Annotated in this window: 16 protein-coding genes; 8 read left to right on the top strand and 8 right to left on the bottom strand. The window is 59.0% G+C overall.

Translation table 11 applies throughout. The features are described from left to right. The first annotated feature begins 27 nt into the window (after window positions 1-27). Both ABJH13_RS04525 and ABJH13_RS04520 read left to right on the top strand, forming a co-directional pair. Window positions 28-486 (top strand): GNAT family N-acetyltransferase, encoded by a 459-nt coding sequence (locus ABJH13_RS04525; protein WP_348405025.1) that lies wholly within the window; start codon window positions 28-30, stop codon window positions 484-486. Beyond that, on the top strand, window positions 483-965 hold the full coding sequence (locus ABJH13_RS04520; protein ID WP_348405024.1) for an RNA pyrophosphohydrolase: 483 nt from the start codon (window positions 483-485) through the stop codon (window positions 963-965). Before ABJH13_RS04525 ends, ABJH13_RS04520 begins: the two co-directional genes overlap by 4 nt. On the opposite strand, the gene ABJH13_RS04515 is transcribed toward ABJH13_RS04520, so the two are convergent. Genes ABJH13_RS04515 through nth form a run of 3 tightly spaced genes read right to left on the bottom strand, consistent with a single transcriptional unit; the run spans window position 962 to window position 3188 of the window. Beyond that, on the bottom strand, window positions 962-1558 hold the full coding sequence (locus ABJH13_RS04515) for a GNAT family N-acetyltransferase (protein ID WP_348405060.1): 597 nt from the start codon (window positions 1556-1558) through the stop codon (window positions 962-964). The genes ABJH13_RS04520 and ABJH13_RS04515 overlap by 4 nt on opposite strands. Window positions 1559-1560: 2 nt before the next feature. Continuing rightward, window positions 1561-2547 (bottom strand): adenosine kinase, encoded by a 987-nt coding sequence (locus ABJH13_RS04510; RefSeq protein ID WP_348405023.1) that lies wholly within the window; start codon window positions 2545-2547, stop codon window positions 1561-1563. Continuing rightward, entirely contained in the window at window positions 2544-3188 is a 645-nt protein-coding gene (gene nth / locus ABJH13_RS04505) for an endonuclease III (RefSeq protein WP_348405059.1), read from the bottom strand. Before nth ends, ABJH13_RS04510 begins: the two co-directional genes overlap by 4 nt. Before the next feature lie 114 nt (window positions 3189-3302). On the opposite strand from nth, the gene ABJH13_RS04500 reads away from it, so the two are divergent. From ABJH13_RS04500 to ABJH13_RS04490, 3 genes are all read left to right on the top strand, one after another. Then, window positions 3303-4169, top strand: a complete 867-nt coding sequence (locus tag ABJH13_RS04500; RefSeq protein WP_348405022.1) for a bifunctional helix-turn-helix domain-containing protein/methylated-DNA--[protein]-cysteine S-methyltransferase — start codon at window positions 3303-3305, stop codon at window positions 4167-4169. 134 nt (window positions 4170-4303) lie between these two features. After that, window positions 4304-4960, top strand: a complete 657-nt coding sequence (locus tag ABJH13_RS04495) for an OmpA family protein (protein ID WP_348405021.1) — start codon at window positions 4304-4306, stop codon at window positions 4958-4960. A gap of 109 nt (window positions 4961-5069) precedes the next feature. After that, window positions 5070-5612 carry an NAD(P)H-dependent oxidoreductase gene (locus ABJH13_RS04490; RefSeq protein ID WP_348405020.1) on the top strand — a complete coding sequence of 181 codons (543 nt, stop codon included), beginning with the start codon at window positions 5070-5072 and terminating at the stop codon, window positions 5610-5612. A gap of 28 nt (window positions 5613-5640) precedes the next feature. Here ABJH13_RS04490 and ABJH13_RS04485 read toward each other — a convergent pair whose 3' ends face one another. Next, window positions 5641-6672, bottom strand: a complete 1032-nt coding sequence (locus ABJH13_RS04485; protein WP_348405019.1) for an FAD-binding oxidoreductase — start codon at window positions 6670-6672, stop codon at window positions 5641-5643. A gap of 63 nt (window positions 6673-6735) precedes the next feature. Between ABJH13_RS04485 and mnmD the strand changes: the two genes are divergently transcribed. Beyond that, window positions 6736-7413, top strand: coding sequence for a tRNA (5-methylaminomethyl-2-thiouridine)(34)-methyltransferase MnmD (mnmD, locus tag ABJH13_RS04480; RefSeq protein WP_348405018.1), 678 nt, complete (start codon window positions 6736-6738; stop codon window positions 7411-7413). Further along, a complete protein-coding gene (locus tag ABJH13_RS04475) occupies window positions 7410-8279 on the top strand; it encodes a DMT family transporter (RefSeq protein ID WP_348405017.1) in 870 nt (289 codons plus the stop codon). Before mnmD ends, ABJH13_RS04475 begins: the two co-directional genes overlap by 4 nt. Here ABJH13_RS04475 and ABJH13_RS04470 read toward each other — a convergent pair. Further along, window positions 8244-10211, bottom strand: a complete 1968-nt coding sequence (locus ABJH13_RS04470) for a lytic transglycosylase domain-containing protein (RefSeq protein WP_348405016.1) — start codon at window positions 10209-10211, stop codon at window positions 8244-8246. The genes ABJH13_RS04475 and ABJH13_RS04470 overlap by 36 nt on opposite strands. A 132-nt stretch (window positions 10212-10343) precedes the next feature. Between ABJH13_RS04470 and dapA the strand changes: the two genes are divergently transcribed. Continuing rightward, window positions 10344-11219, top strand: a complete 876-nt coding sequence (gene dapA, locus ABJH13_RS04465; RefSeq protein WP_348405015.1) for a 4-hydroxy-tetrahydrodipicolinate synthase — start codon at window positions 10344-10346, stop codon at window positions 11217-11219. 70 nt (window positions 11220-11289) lie between these two features. On the opposite strand, the gene ABJH13_RS04460 is transcribed toward dapA, so the two are convergent. The 3 genes from ABJH13_RS04460 to ABJH13_RS04450 form a co-directional block, all read right to left on the bottom strand. Further along, window positions 11290-12162, bottom strand: a complete 873-nt coding sequence (locus ABJH13_RS04460; protein ID WP_348405014.1) for a DmsC/YnfH family molybdoenzyme membrane anchor subunit — start codon at window positions 12160-12162, stop codon at window positions 11290-11292. After that, window positions 12162-12908 carry a 4Fe-4S dicluster domain-containing protein gene (locus ABJH13_RS04455; RefSeq protein ID WP_348405013.1) on the bottom strand — a complete coding sequence of 249 codons (747 nt, stop codon included), beginning with the start codon at window positions 12906-12908 and terminating at the stop codon, window positions 12162-12164. The genes ABJH13_RS04460 and ABJH13_RS04455 overlap by 1 nt, the downstream gene beginning before the upstream one ends. Before the next feature lie 85 nt (window positions 12909-12993). Further along, the gene (locus ABJH13_RS04450) at window positions 12994-15828 is read right to left on the bottom strand and encodes a molybdopterin oxidoreductase family protein (RefSeq protein ID WP_348405012.1); all 2835 of its coding nucleotides are present in this window, start codon (window positions 15826-15828) and stop codon (window positions 12994-12996) included. Window positions 15829-15840: the final 12 nt, after the last annotated feature.

The raw sequence follows: 15840 nt of genomic DNA, 5'->3' as shown, positions 1-15840 counted from the left end.
GGCGTCATATAGGCGCAAGGGGGCTGCATGATCAGATGGGCAGGGCCGCAGGACGCCGACACATTGGGCCGAGTGTTTTATGCGGCGATCCACGAGGGGCCCAGCCCCTATACGGATGCGCAACGGGCCGCTTGGGTGGCCGCGCCGCCATCGGGCGACCTGTGGCGGGACCGGTTGGCGGGGCACCACATTGCCATGGCCGAACGGGACGGCAATGCGGCAGGTTTCATGAGCATCATGGCAGGTGGGTATATCGATCTTGCGTTCATGCGGCTGCAATATCGCGGGCAGGGGATTTTCCGCCAGCTTTATGAACACATCGACCGTCAGGCCAGATCGCAGGGGGATCAGGTCTTGTCGACCCACGCGAGTTTGATGGCACAACCGGCCTTTCGGGCGATGGGGTTTTTGGTTATCCATCATGAAACGGTGGAACGTCACGGCGAAACCTTGGCGCGTGCAAAGATGGAGAAACGGCTCGGATGACCCCAGAAGACATCGAAAAACTGCCCTACCGGCCTTGTGTGGGTGTGATGTTGGTGAATGCGCACGGGCAGGTGTTTGTCGGGCAACGGCGCGATAGCGAATATGACGCTTGGCAGATGCCTCAGGGAGGGGTCGACAAAGGCGAGGCCCCGCGCGCGGCCGCCCTGCGCGAGCTGTGGGAAGAAACCGGCGTCACGGCTGATTTGGTGCGCATAGAGGCCGAAAGCGCGCAGTGGCTACCCTATGAATTGCCGCATGATTTGGTACCCAAGCTGTGGAAGGGGCGCTATCGTGGGCAAGAACAAAAATGGTTCCTGATGCGGTTTGACGGTGACGATAGCCAGGTCAACATCGCCACCGAACACCCCGAATTTTCGCATTGGCGGTGGCTGAGCGCCGATGCTTTGGTCGAAAATATCGTGCCGTTCAAACGCGATGTCTATGCGGCCGTGATGGCCGAATTCCGCGATCTTCTTTAACCCCGCAGCAAGGGCACATGCGGGGCGGCGGTTTCTGGCAAAAGACCCAATTTACGCGGATCATCTGCGATTTCAATGGCGTGTTTGACGATTGTGAACCCGCTGCGCTGGTAGAACCTCAAGGCCTGCGGGCTGTCGAAGGTGCAGGTGCGCAGATGGAACCGCGTGATCGGTTTGGACCATGCGTGCGCGACGGCCTCGTTCATCAGGGCGCGCCCACATCCGGTGCCGATCAAGCTGGCCGTGAGGCCGAAATACATCAGTTCACATTCCCCCGGTGTGCGAAAGTCGAGTTCGAGCAGGGCGTGGTCTTGGCCGTCTTTTGACAGCGTATAAAATTCCGTTCCCGGATCCGTCAGGATCGCCCCGAGCGCGTCATCGTCGACCGTCAGCCGCCCAAACCACAACCAATCAAGCCCACCGACGCGTTTGTAAACATCGCGGTACCAAGCCACGTCAGGCTGAACGCGCCGAAAGGTAACACCTTCGGGCAACGCGCGCGGTGTGGTTTGCACGTGGGATGTCATTTCGAGGTGGGTGACAACCGTGGCCAATTTGCCACGGGGCACATCGTGCATCCCATCCGCCAACATCGTCATACGAGGCCTTCGTTTTTAAACACCTGCATCATGTCGATCTGTGGGCGGGGGCCCACATGGCTGATGACTTCGGCGGCGCAGAGGTTGCCCATTTTCGCGCAGATTTCTAGGTCACGGCCGGTGGCCAATCCGTATAGGAACCCGGCGGCAAACTGGTCGCCCGCGCCTGTGGCGTCTACGGGGGTTACCTGCGTGACGGGCATATCGACGCGCTTGCCGTCGCCTACGACGCTAACCCCATCCTTGGATCTGGTGGCGATAACGAGAGGGCAAATTTCGGCTGTTTTGGCCAGAGCGGTCTCAAAATCGGTTTGGAACAGGGAGGCGATCTCGTGTTCGTTGCCGATGACGTAATCAAGGTCGTTTTCGATCAGTGACAGAAAATCATCGCGGTGGCGTTCTACGCAGAAGGGGTCAGAAATGGCGATGCCCGCAATGCCGCCCCCTGCCTTGGTCGCACGGGCGGCTTCGCGAAATGCACTTTTGCCCGCGTCGTGGTCAAACAGATAGCCTTCCAGGAACATGATCCGCGCGTTGGCTGTGACGTCGGGCGACACGTCTGCCGACGTTAGCCCGGTAGAAATGCCCAAATAGGTGTTCATCGACCGTTCGCCATCGGGCGCCACGAAAATCATGCTGCGCGATGTGGGGTCTTCGCCGTCCGCGACGGGCGGGTTGGCAAAATCGATGCCGTTGTCTGTCATGGCGCTGGCGTAAAACTGGCCCAATGCGTCATCGCGGACCCGGCCGATAAACGCAGTTTGCAACCCCAACGCACCTACGCCCGCTACCGTGTTTGCGACCGCGCCGCCGGGGGTCTGCAAACGGTCCTGCATCGCGGCATAAAGCGTTTCTGACCGGTCGCGCGGCACCAGTTGCATGATGCCTTTTTCGATCCCCATCAGGTCCAGAAAATTGTCATCGGCATGGGTGATCACATCAACAACGGCGTTTCCGATGCCAACAAGCTGGTAGGTTTTCATGTGGTTTTTTCCTCAAAGGGGCAAAGGTCGTGGATGATGCATGTGGGGCATATCGGTTTGCGTGCCTTGCAATGATAGCGCCCGTGTAAAATCATCCAATGATGGGCATGAAGCTGAAAATCAGCGGGAATATGGTCTTCGATGGCGCGTTCAACGGCCTCGACGGTTTTGCCGGGCGCGATGCCGGTGCGATTGCCAAGACGAAAGATATGTGTGTCCACAGCCTGTGCCGGATATTGCCACCACATGTTTAACACCACGTTAGCCGTCTTGCGCCCGACACCGGGCAACCCTTGCAAGGCGGCGCGGCTGTTGGGGACAACGCCGTCGTAATCATCGACCAAGATCTGGCTGAGCTTGATCACGTTCTTGGCCTTTTGGCGAAACAACCCGATGGTTTTGATATGTTCGGTGACGCCCTCAATCCCCAGATCCAGCATCTTTTGCGGGGTGTCTGCGATCTGAAACAATTTGCGCGTGGCTTTGTTGACGCCCGCATCAGTCGCCTGCGCGCTGAGCGCCACAGCCACCACCAGCGTATAAACGTTGACGTGATCCAGCTCCCCCTTGGGTTCTGGATCTGCCTCTTGAAAGCGCGTGAAAATCTCGCGGATGGTGTGATAACCGAGCTGTTTTACCATGGCGATGGTATGGGGCTTTTTGGACGCGTGGGCAAGGCCGTCAACATGGCCCGCCTGGCCGAACACGCATGTTTCGGGTCGCACGCGCAGCCGCAATTGCATAGCATTGGTGCCATGACACAGAACCTCCCAAACCCCGACCAGACCGAAACGGCGTACCACTATCAGATCGTGCGCCGCGCGATTGATCTTATCGATGCCGCAGACGACCCTCTGACGCTTGACCAACTGGCCGCCGACATGGGCATGAGCACGGCGCATTTCCAGCGACTGTTTTCGCGGTGGGCGGGGATTTCGCCCAAGCGGTATCAGCAATATCTGACGTTGGGGCACGCGAAATCGCTGCTGCGTGACAGGTTTACGACGTTGGATGCATCCCATGCCGTTGGGCTGTCCGGCAGCGGGCGGTTGCACGACTTGTTCTTGCGGTGGGAAGCCATGAGTCCGGGGGAATTTGCCCGCAGCGGTGCGGGGTTGACGATTTTTTGGGGGTGGTTCGACAGCCCCTTTGGCCCGGCGATCGTCATGGGCACCGCAAGGGGGATCTGCGGCATGGGGTTTTCTGCCGAAATGGGCGAAGACGCCGCCTTGCAGGATATGATGTCACGGTGGCCCAAGGCCGATTTCGTCAAAGACGAAACGATGCTGCGCGCGTGGGTGTTGCACGCGTTTGGCGCGGGGGATGGCACCTTGGACAAGGCGCCCATGTTCCTGATTGGTGCGCCGTTTCAGATCAACGTCTGGGAGGCCTTGCTGACCGTGCCCACCGGCCACGTCACAACCTATTCTGAAATCGCCCAAGCCATCGGCAAACCGGCGGCCGTGCGTGCCGTGGGCACGGCCGTTGGGCGCAACCCGATCAGTTGGCTTATTCCCTGCCACCGGGCTTTGCGAAAATCGGGGGGATTGGGCGGGTATCATTGGGGGTTGCCAATGAAACGCACCATGTTGGCCTATGAGGCAGCACACACCGAAACATAAGCGTGGCGTCGGGGTGGCGGGGTATTGCCGATGGCTTTTCCCCTTGGTTTGTGGGGGAACCGACGCCATGTATACGGAGTTCACACCAAGACGCCCCGCCCGAACGGGGCCGCAATCATTGAAAGCAGTACGATATGACATTTGTAAAAATTCCGGTAATCCTCGCGCTTTCGGGTGCTCTTGGGCTCGCCGCCTGTACCGACCCTAACCAGCTGGGGACGAATACGTCCAAAACACAACGGGGTGCGTTGATTGGTGCAGGGGCCGGTGCTCTTGCGGGGGCTTTGTCGCGCGGCGATGGCAACCGTAGCGATGGCGCGTTGGTAGGTGCCGTGATCGGTGGGGCCTTGGGGGCTGGCATTGGGTATAACCTTGATCAACAAGAAGCCGAGTTGCGGCGTGATTTGGACAGCGATGTTGGTATCACCAATACCGGCGACCGTCTGATCCTGAACCTGCCGCAGAGCATTGTCTTTGCAACCGGCAGCTTTGCCGTCAGGTCGGATCTGCAAAACGATCTGTATGCGGTGGCCAGCAGCCTAAACAAATACCCGCAATCGACGGTTCAGGTGATCGGCCACACCGATAGCGACGGCGATGCCGCCTACAACCAACAACTGTCGGAACGGCGTGCCAATGCGGTTGCCTCTGTGTTGCTGAACGCAGGTGTGCCCAATGCGCGGCTACAGACCTTTGGACGGGGTGAAAATCAACCCATTGCAAGCAATCTAAACGCGTCTGGCAAGGCCCAAAACCGCCGGGTCGAGATCGTCATTGTGCCGACCAACTAACGGGTCGTATTGGTGAAAATAGATGCAGCTCTGTGGCCTTGCCACAGGGCTGTAGCATGGTAAGGCTAGGTCAAATGCGCAAAAGCAACTGACCCAAAGGAGAGCCGCCATGGCAGCCTATACACTTCTCGGCATATCGGGATCGCTGCGGCAAGATGCAACGAACACGATGCTGGTGCGCGAGGCCGCGCGGCTGTTCGGAGAGTGCGACCTTGTGTTGGGCGACCTGCGGTTGCCCCTGTATGACGGCGACCAAGAGGCCGCGACTGGTGTCCCCGGTGCTGTGCAAACACTGTGTGATCAGATTGCGGCAGCCGATGCGGTGGTGATTTCGACGCCCGAATACAACAAGGGCCCGTCAGGTGTGTTGAAAAACGCATTGGACTGGGTCAGCCGTACAGGCACCCGCCCGTGGTCGGGTAAACCGGTCGCAGTTATGTCGGCTGCGGCAGGGCGCGCAGGCGGCGAGCGGGCGCAAATGGTGCTACGAGGGTTCATGCAGCCGTTTCGTCCGGTCATTCTGCAGGGCCCCGAAGTGCATCTGGCCGATAGCAGCAACCAATTTGACGCCGAAGGCCACCTGACCGCAGAGGCCTATTTGCGCGATTTGACCGCGTTGATGGCTGCGTTGCGCACCGCAGTTGACCGCTAAACCACAGGCCGTTTTGGGCACGATGTCACTATAGTGACGCGGCGACCTCAAACCCTGCGGGGATCGCATCGCGCCTGTCCAAGACCAAATCGGCCATAACATGGGCGGTTTTGGGCGCCATGCCAAAGCCGATTTTGAACCCACCGTTTGCGATGAAATGTCCCGGACGATCGGGCCATGCGCCCAACATTGGCGCGCGACTGCGGCTGCGTGGGCGCACCCCGGCCCACCGTTTGAGCACCGGCGCATCGCAAAGCACCGGCACAACCGTGCGCGCCTTGGCGATGACGTCTTCTAGTTGATGATCCGTCGATGCGGGGTCTGCAAAATCGCGCTCAGATGTAGACCCAATCGCCACCGTCCCATCAAGATGGGGGATAATATGCACACCGTCTGCAAAAATCTGTGCCGCCCCGCGTGCATCGTAATCCAGCAATGCGGCCTGACCTTTGACCCCGTTGCCGACCTGCCGATGGTGCCCCTGCGTTAACGCGGCCAGACCCGCGACCCCGGTGGCCCAAACGACCGCGCCGGTATCTGCACCGTCTGACTGAACCGTGACCCCTTTTGACGCAAGCGCAGCAACCAGTGCGGCGCAAGCCTGTTGCGGGTGCAGATGCGCGCTGAGCGTATCTTTGATTATCCAGCCTGTGGGCGAATGCGGCTGCCATGGGGTGTCTTGCGCGGTCTGCACGGACCATTCTGCGTGATCCCGCCACAGGTCTGCGGCTGTGTGGGTGCGCTGGTGGGCGCGCTCAAGGCTGCGCAGGTCAAGCACCGGCTGCACGCGACCCGACCGGATATACCCGGCCTGCGCGCCGCCTGCGTCTTCGACTTCGGCCCAAAATTGCGGTGACATCAAAAGGCTCTCGAATTGGAACGCCTTCTTTGCGTTCCAGTTTTCGGGGACATGCGGGGCCAGCGCCCCGACCAAACCACCGCTGCTGCCTGCCGCAGGGCCGCCGGGATCAATCACGGCCACCCGCGCACCTCGTTGCGCACAAACCCACGCGATGGACAGGCCAAAGATGCCCGCCCCACGGATCGTTATATCGGCCATTGCCAAAGGCTTGCGTCTCCCCCAATGTCGCGCCAATTGGTCATTACCCTACAAGGCTTAGCTGTGCAGAACCAGACGGCGGATGTGTCATGGAACCCGGATGGGGTGCCAGTGTCGGATCGTTTTGACGATCCCTATTTCAGTCTTGAAGACGGAATGGAAGAAACACGGCACGTATTTTTGCAGGGTAACCAATTGCCAGAACGGTTCTGCGATGGGTTTCACATCGCCGAGTTGGGGTTTGGCACGGGGTTGAATTTTCTGACGACGTTGCAGGTGTGGCAACAGGCGGGTGTGCGCGGGCCGTTGCGGTTTACCAGTTTCGAAGCCTTCCCAATGACGGGCGCAGAAATGGCGCGTGCGCTGGCGCCTTTTCATGTGTTGGGAGACCTCCGCGACAGCTTGGTTGATCACTGGAGCGTTGATGGTGGGGCGTTTTCACCAGTGCAAAATGTGTCGTTAGAAGTGGTGATCGGTGACGCCCGAACCAGCTTGCCCGCATGGCAAGGGCGCGCAAATGCCTGGTACCTTGATGGCTTTTCACCGGCCAAGAACCCCGAACTATGGTCGAGTGCGTTGATGGATGAGGTCGGTCGACACACGGCCACAGGCGGAACCTGTGCGACATATTCGGCCGCAGGCGGGGTGCGCCGGTCATTGGATGCGGCCGGGTTCGATGTGCAGCGGGTGCCGGGTTTCGGACGCAAACGCCATATGACGATCGGAACGTTGCGGGCATGACACAATCTAACAATGTCCGATTGGGCGTGGGGTTAATGGTGCTGACCACCATTGTTTTCGCGTTTCAAGACGGGATTTCACGCCATTTGGCGGGGGCCTATAACGTCTATCTTGTCGTCATGGTGCGGTATTGGTTTTTTGCCGCGTTCGTGATTGCGATTGCGCGGCGCAATGCAGGGGGTGTCCGGGCGGCAGCGCAGACCCGGCAGCCGCTTTTGCAGAGCTTCCGTGGCGTTTTGTTGGCGCTCGAAGTTTGCGTTATGGTGACTGGGTTCACCTACCTTGGGTTGGTGGAAAGTCACGCGGTTTTTGCCTGCTATCCTTTGTTGGTTGCGGCTTTGTCCGGCCCGGTTCTTGGCGAAAACGTAGGCTGGCGTCGCTGGCTTGCGATTGGCGTTGGATTTGTTGGCGTGATGATCATTTTGCAGCCGGGCGTATCGGTGTTTGACCCCTATGCCATGATCCCGTTGGTGGCCGCGCTGATGTTCGCGCTTTATGGTTTGTTGACGCGATACGCTGCGCGCCAAGACGCAACCGCAACCAGTTTTTTCTGGACGGGCACGGCGGGTGCCTGCGTCATGACGGTCATTGGCATATGGTTTTGGGAGCCAATGATCTGGAGCGACTGGATCTGGATGGGTGTCTTATGCGTCAGCGGCGTAGCAGGGCATTGGTTACTCATTCGCTGCTATGAAGTGGCCGAAGCAAGTGCTGTGCAGCCGTTTGCATATTTCCAGTTGGTGTTTGCATCAACATTGGGCGTTGTTGTCTTTGGCGAAAGTATTCGCCTAAATGTGGCGCTCGGGGTGGCGGTTATTGTTACGGCGGGGCTATTCACTTTGTGGCGCGAACGACAACAGCGTTGACCCAGTGAGCTCTTCTGCAAAGGTGTTGGGCATAGGATCTTTGCCAAGACGGGCGCGGTAGATGGGCAGGCTTTCTGTGACACGCATAACGTAGTTGCGAGTTTCCCGGAAAGGTATGTGTTCCACCCAATCCACGATGTCTATGTCGCCTTTGCGGGGATCGCCAAACCTGATCATCCATCGGTCAGGGCGGCTTGGGCCTGCGTTGTAAGCGGCCGACATCATCACAACGTTTCCGCGAAAACGGCCCGCGAGGGTGGACAAATACGCGGCGCCCAATTCGGCATTATAGGCCGGATCGTTGATGAGGCGGTCTGCACTAAACGATTTTGACCGTCCGATAGATGCGGCTACTTCGCGGCCAGTGGCGGGCATAATCTGCATCAACCCACGGGCGCCTGCGCCACTTTGCACACCGGGGTCAAATTCGCTTTCGCGCCGGGCGATGGCCAGCAACATCTCGGGGGCCATTGGCAACCGGCGGGTGGCCAGTGGATGCACGGGGTAGTACCCACGTGGAACCACAACAGCACGGCGCGCGGTTCTTTTCCCGATCATAACCGCGATATGATGCTCTTCTACTTCGAGGGCGGCTTCTGCCAAAAGAGCCGCGGTTTCATGGTCGAGCGATTCGGCGAGATGCGTCCAAAACCGTTCTGCCAGATCCCGCTGGCCGGATGCCTGCAAAAGCATCCCCGCCACAAAAACCGAATCGGTTGCAAGAGCAGAAGTACGCCAGTTACCTTCGGTCGCTTCCGCCGCCAGCGCGGTATCAAACGGCAGATCGGCCCGGTCGGCCGCCAGAAGGCCGTAATAGGATGTTTGGTGTTGCGCGGCGGCAGTATACGCTTGATCGGCGCCAGCCACATCGCCCATTGCCTCCAATGCACGACCTTGCCAGTAGCCTGATCGTCCCTTGGATATAGGGGACCGCACAGCTGCATCATGATTTCGGAAATGCTGCAGGGCCGTCTCCGGTTCGTTGAGTTTGCGCAGGGCAATATACCCCGCAAGCCACTCTAGATCCGCGTAATTGGAGCCCGATGCCAGAAAATGCCGAGACGCAATTACGTACGCGCGCTCTGCCAGACCATCGCGCATTTCGTCGCGCGCCATAGAGCGGCGCCGGTTGGCCCAGGCTTCGGGTTTGCCCAAGGCATCCGTGCTGGTTGATGTTGCGACTAATAACTCTTTGGCGTCCGCCCAACGTCCTTTGGCGACCCGCCACATGAAACGTTCGTATTGCACCCCACCGCTGTTGGCGTGGCTGGACGGTATGCGCGATATCAAGGTGTCGACGCCAGCGGCACGGTGGCGCAGCGCCATGCGCGCGTTGGCTGCGGCGATGTCCGCCTTGGACACCAGACTATACATGCGTTTTGCATTCTCGAATGCGCCGGACCAAAGCATATTGTCCAACCGGACCGAATGATACGGGGTTAACCTGTCGCCATGGGTGGCTAAAAACAACGCCTGTGCGGTGCTGCCCATGGTCATGTCTTGCCAGGCGTTGACGAGCACCTCGGTCGCTTTGCTGTCGGCGCCGCTTCGCATCAATGCTTCGACGTGGCGCAACGCACCCTCGGGGGTTTGTGCTTGGGTGGTCGCGAAAAACGCCAAAACCTGCGAATCAACCTGCGACAGCACGGCCCGTTCGGATTGTTTGCGCAGATATCGTTCGCCGGGCCAATCTGGGCGGCGCGCCAGGAAGGCGGTGACCTCTTCAAACGATCCCGCACCTGCGCGCAACCGCGACCATTCGATGATGTCGGCCGCAACGTCGCCATCGCGTGCGGCAATTTTGGCGGCGGTGTTCCATTCGCCTTTGCGCATGGCCTCTATGGCATGGGCGAGCGGGCGCGGCCGGTCCGCCATTGCGGGCGACACAAGCGCGAAAATCATGAACAGGGTCGTCAGCCAGCGTCTGATCACTTGCAATTCCCAGTGTTTGAGGTCTAGAGGCATACATATAGCGTGGTCGTCACACAGCAAATCACGATACCGCTTACAGACTATTAATCTCGGGCCATTTGCCGGCCAAAAAACGAAAAAAGGAGCGTGTACATGTTTAAAGGCTCGATGCCTGCCCTCATCACGCCGTTCAGGAACGGCGAGCTGGATCTGGAGACACTGAAGAAACTTGTGGAATGGCACATTGCTGAAGGCTGTAGCGGCTTGGTGCCCGTCGGGACCACCGGCGAAAGCCCCACGCTGACCCATCGCGAACATGAGGTGGTCGTGGAAGAGGTGGTTAAGGCCGCTGCAGGTCGCGTGCCCGTAATTGCCGGTGCCGGGTCCAACAACACGGTCGAGGCGATGCGCCTTGTGCGTCACGCTGAAAAGGTCGGTGCGGATGCCGCACTTGTGGTCACGCCGTACTATAATAAACCGACGCAAGCGGGGCTGTTGGCGCATTTCACCGCGCTGCATGATTGTGCCGAACTGCCGATTGTCATCTATAATATCCCGGGCCGGTCTGTCGTGGATATGACGCCTGAAACCATGGGCGAGCTGGCAAAACTGCCCCGGATTGTTGGCGTCAAAGATGCCACGGGCGATCTGGCGCGGGTTTGCGACCAACGTCTGACCTGCGGGCCCGATTTTGTGCAGCTGTCTGGCGAAGACGCGACGGCGCATGGGTTCAACGCACAAGGCGGCGTGGGCTGTATTTCGGTGACGGCGAATGTGGCGCCCAAGTTGCTGAGCGATATGCAGGCGGCCTGTTTGGCGGGCGACTATGCCACCGCGCTGTCTATTCAGGACCGGTTGATGCCGCTGCACAAGGCGATCTTTACCGAACCCGGCCTTGTTGGCGTTAAATACGCGATGTCGCAGTTGGGCCTGTGTTCTGACGAGATCCGCTTGCCGTTGGTTGCGCTGTCTGATGACACGCGGGCGCTTGTTGATGCGGGGCTGCGTCACGCCGGGCTTTTGAACTAAGCAATCTCAAAGACTGAAACGTAAAAAGGCGCAGGTTTCGACCCGCGCCTTTTTTGATATGTGCCAGTCGTTAACGTTCGCCGTAGTACAGCCCCACGACGTGCTCTGCTTGTGCGAAAAACAACCAGCGCGAGGTCAAGACACCGCCGATATGGCTCAGGACGGCCAGCAGCGCAAAGAAATGCGAGAACGGCAAGATCAGCAAAATAAACGGCAGCACGATCATCAACACCATGGCAATGATGCGCAGCTTCTGGCTGTGTTTGCGCCCGATTTGGTGCACGAACTCGCGCAGCAGATAGTTGGTACCCGTGTGCGGTGGCTCAAAGGCGCGGACGCGTCCGCGGTCGCCCAGACCGGTGGCCGTGTCCATGTTGGTGGCGGATTCCGCAAAGGCCTTGTCCCCTTCGGACCACGCAAACAGCTGCACCAGACCCGCGATGATCAACATAACAACCGCCGCGCCGACCTCGCTGGACAAAATCGCGCCCCCCGCCAAGGAAATGGACAGAAATGTGAACGGCGTCAGGCCGCTGTTCCACCGGGGGATGGTTTTGAGCTGTGCGTAAATCATAGAGGTCGTGAAAACGGTGGCTATGGACAGCAGCGCGCCGATACACCCCAGCCAGCCCAGACGCGTGCCGAAAAACACCAGCCCGGCCCCATAAATAGCCATCGTCACAAGGGCGCCAACCGCGCACCATGCCTCGCGGCTGAGCCAGCTGGAACGCCACTGCGCAAACGCCTTGAGGGCCCGTTCAGGGCGCCCCAGATGGAAGGTAGACGCCATCAGTCCGCCCACGGCCATGATGTAGGCGATCGCAAAGAACGCAAAGGCCGTCCAGCCGGTCACACCGGGAAACCCAAGCCCCAGAAAAACCAGCAATCCAAAACCCAACCCGCTGAATGCGGTGAAGAAAATAACAGAAGGTGCGGGGTGCATTAAAGTTTCTCCAAAGTCTTATCGAGCCACCCAAGAAACCCCTTGGGTTCTTGCGCGATGGGTTCAAGGAAGGGGGCCAGCACGTCAAATTCGGGCATGGCGTCCTTGGGGCGGGGCGGTAGGTATTTGTTGACGGGTTTGGTGCCTTGTTCGGGCATCAGATCCATACCGCCGCGTTCGGCCACCAGTTTGCTGACGTCGCTGTCAGGGTCGCCCAAATCGCCAAAGTGGCGCGCGTTTGATGGGCAGGTGCGCACACAGGCGGGCTGGCGGTCTTCTTCGGGTAGGTTTTCGTTGTAGATCCGGTCTACACACAACGTGCATTTCTTCATCACGCCTTCGGCTTGGTCCAGTTCGCGGGCGCCATAGGGGCAGGCCCACGCGCATAACCCACAGCCGATGCAGTCGCTTTCGTTGACCAAAACGATGCCGTCTTCGACCCGTTTGTAGCTAGCGCCTGTGGGGCACACGGTCACGCAGGGGGCGTCTTCGCAATGTAGGCACGACTTGGGAAAATGGATCAGCTGGGCCGCGCCGTCGTCTGGTTGCACCTCAAAACTATGCACCCGGTTCAAAAACGTGCCCGAATTATCGGCGCCATAGGCGTTTTGATCCGATAGCGGCGCGCCGTAGTTTTCGGTGTTCCAGCCTTTGCAGGAAATCACGCAGGCGTGGCAGCCCACGCAAGTGTCCAGATCAATGACAAGGCCGAGTTTCTTTTCGGTTTTAGCTGGCAGAGTGGTCATAGGTGGCCCTCTTGGTTGGCTGGGTGCGCGTGGTTGGTTTGGCCAACGCAAGCCCTTGCTGCAGAATGATAAAACGAGAAATCGGTCATTTGCCTACCTTCCACGTTAAATCTTTGGGGCCAGACCCTACAGGCGATTTGATCGGGTCAAAGCCCGGTTGCGCCTCCTCTGGGGCTGCGGCCTTGGCGATGCGTACTTTTAGGTCAAACCACGCGGCCTGCCCGGTGATCGGGTCCGAATTGGCCCACCGCAAACCGTCGCCTTTGGGGGGCAGCAATTCGTGGATCAAGTGGTTGAGCAAGAACCCACGCGTGGCCTCAGGCGCGTCTTCTTCCAACGCCCACGCGCCTTTGCGTTTGCCGATGGCGTTCCATGTCCAGACGGTGTTTTCGTTCAACGCGGCCATTTCCAGCACCGGCACCGTGATCTCGCCATGTGGTGAGGTCACACGCGCCCAGTCGCCATCAACCAGACCGTGCTCTGACATCAGTTTCGTGGGCAGATACAGTGGGTTGTGCCCATGCAACTGCCGCAACCACGCGTTTTGCGACCCCCAAGAATGGTACATTGCCATCGGCCGCTGGGTCAGCGCCGTGATGGGGTAATCGGCAGCGTGGTTTTCGGCCTCGCAAGAATACCAGATCGGCAGCGGCGACATTTTCTCTTGGATCTGGGCGCGCAGGTGTTCGGGGGGCTGGCGGTCGCCGTGGCCTTCGGCGGCCAGCTGGAATTTGCGCATGGGCTCGGCATAAAGCGAAAACAGATAGGGTTGCGGGCTGTCGAAAATCCCCATCCCCACGGCCCAATCCTGATACGCGGCGTTCCAAGGTTTGTAGTAATTCGCCCCCTCGGGGATGTGTTCGACGAAAAATCCACCGTTTTCGATATATTTATCAAGCTGCTTGGGGTTCACCGCCCCGCGGCCCGATTGGTCGCCATTTTCACCGCGGAACCCGGCCAACGGCCCAATGCCGGGCTTGCGTTCGTGGTTCACGATATAGTCGCCATAGTCGGCGTATTTCTGGCTGCCATCTTCGTTCACAAACCCCGGTAGGCCCAGTTTTGCCCCCAGATCGCACAGCACCGACTGAAACCCTTTGACGTCACGGTCGGGTTCGATCACCGGCCAACGGATCGCATCGGCGGCGGCGTCGGCCTCGCAGATGGGGCGGTCGAGCAGGGAAATGCAATCGTGCCGTTCCAGATACGTCGTGTCGGGTAGGATCAGATCGGCGTAGGCGACCATTTCGGACGAATAGGCATCAGAATAGATGATCTTGGGGATCACATATTCGCCGGTCTCGTCTTTGTCGGTCAGCATATCGATGACACCGCGCGTGTTCATCGACGAATTCCACGACATATTGGCCATATACATGAACAAAACGTCGATCTTATAGGGGTCGCCGGCATAGGCGTTGGAGATCACCATATGCATCAGCCCGTGGCTGGACATGGGGTTTTCCCAGGTAAAGGCCTTGTCGATGCGCGCGGGCGTACCGTCGTCTTTTAGCATCAGGTCTTCTGGCCCGTGCACAAACCCCAGGTGGGGCCCGTCCAACGGCGCATCAGAGGTGACCTTGCAGTGTGGTTTGGGGTGGGCGGTGGCCGGTTTGGGGTAGGGCGGCTTAAACCGGAACCCGCCCGGCACCTCGACCGTGCCAAGGATAATTTGCAGCGTATGCAGCGCGCGGCAGGTCTGAAACCCGTTCGCATGGGCCGATATCCCCCGCATGGAATGGAACGACACCGGCCGCCCCACCATTTTATCGTGGGTTTCGCCCCGGAAATCTGTCCACTTTTGATCAAGCTCAAACGCTTCGTCAAAGGCCACGCGGGCCAGTTCGGCGGCGATGGCACGGATACGTTTGGCCGGGATCCCGCACCGTTCGGCCACGTTTTCTGGTGTGTATTGATCATCCAGATACATATCGGCCATCTGGTGAAATACCGGCCGATGGGTTTGGCCGTCTTTGTCGTAGGTGGCGGCAAGGTCGGGTTTCACGCCGGGTTGGTCAAACGGTGTGAGCTTGCCGGTGGCGCGATCAACGACCAATTCCTTGCCGTTTTCATCACGCATCAACAGACCATGGTCGGCCTTGCCGGGGTTGTTGATCACCAGCACGGGCGCGTTGGTGTATTGCGCCAGATACGTCAGGTCGATCTTGCCCGCCTTCATCAGGCAGTGGATCATCGCCAGAATGAACAACCCATCGGTGCCCGGTGTGATGCCAACCCAATCATCGGCCACAGCGTTATACCCGGTGCGAATGGGATTCACCCCGATGACCCGCGCACCGCGTTTCTTGATTTTGCCGATGCCCATTTTAATCGGGTTGCTGTCATGATCTTCGGCAACCCCGAACAGCATGAACAACTTGGTGTGGTCCCAATCGGGTTGGCCAAATTCCCAGAACGCGCCGCCCATTGTGTAGATACCTGCGGCGGCCATATTGACCGAACAAAACCCACCGTGGGCCGCATAGTTACAGGTGCCGAAATTTTGCGCCCAAAAAGAGGTGAAAGACTGTGACTGATCGCGACCGGTAAAAAACGCCAGCTTTTCGGGGTTGTCCCGACGCACGGGTTCCAGCCAATCGGTGGCGATTTGCAACGCCTCATCCCATTCGATTTCTTCGAAATCACCGGCGCCGCGTTCGCCCACACGCTTGAGAGGTTTGCGCAATCGCGACGGGGCGTTGACCTGCATGATGCCCGCCGACCCTTTGGCACATAGAACACCCTGATTGACGGGGTGGTCCTTGTTGCCCTCAATATAGGCGACCTGTTTGTTGCCATCGGCGTCTGTTTTCATGTGTACGTTGATGCCACAGCGGCAGGCGCACATATAACAGGTGGTCTTGCGCACCTCGTCGGATACATGAGGTGAAGTGTCGAGCGTTGGTTGCTGGAATGTCATCTGGCCTCCCCG

The organism is Roseobacter sp., assembly GCF_039970775.1.
GTDB lineage: Bacteria > Pseudomonadota > Alphaproteobacteria > Rhodobacterales > Rhodobacteraceae > Roseobacter.
The sequence above is the reverse complement of the archived record's forward strand: the minus strand, read 5'-3'. Positions and strand labels throughout refer to the sequence as shown.